Here is a 237-nt window from a genome sequence, read left to right as displayed (position 1 = left end):
AGTAGAGACGCGCCGTTGACGTAGCGCGCCAGGTACGACGCGAGGAACACCTCGCAGTCCGCGACGTCGTCAGGCTCGCCGAGGCGGCCGAGCGGAATGCGCTACTCGAAGTACTCGGCCTTGCCGGGCGCCGAGAGATCCGCTTCGTTGATCTCGGTGCGGATCGTGCCCGGCAGCACGGAATTACAGCGGATCCGGTGCGTGCCGAGCGCGGCCGCACACGACTGCATCTGCTCG

The 237-nt window shown here is 67.5% G+C and carries 1 pseudogene; it reads right to left on the bottom strand.

Annotated features, from left to right (window positions below):
- A pseudogene (locus KVT39_RS37380) lies at positions 1-237 on the bottom strand (SDR family NAD(P)-dependent oxidoreductase); the annotation flags it as partial.

It is taken from the genome of Burkholderia sp. GbtcB21 (genome assembly GCF_019091065.1).
GTDB lineage: Bacteria > Pseudomonadota > Gammaproteobacteria > Burkholderiales > Burkholderiaceae > Burkholderia > Burkholderia pyrrocinia_C.
The sequence above is the reverse complement of the archived record's forward strand: the minus strand, read 5'-3'. Positions and strand labels throughout refer to the sequence as shown.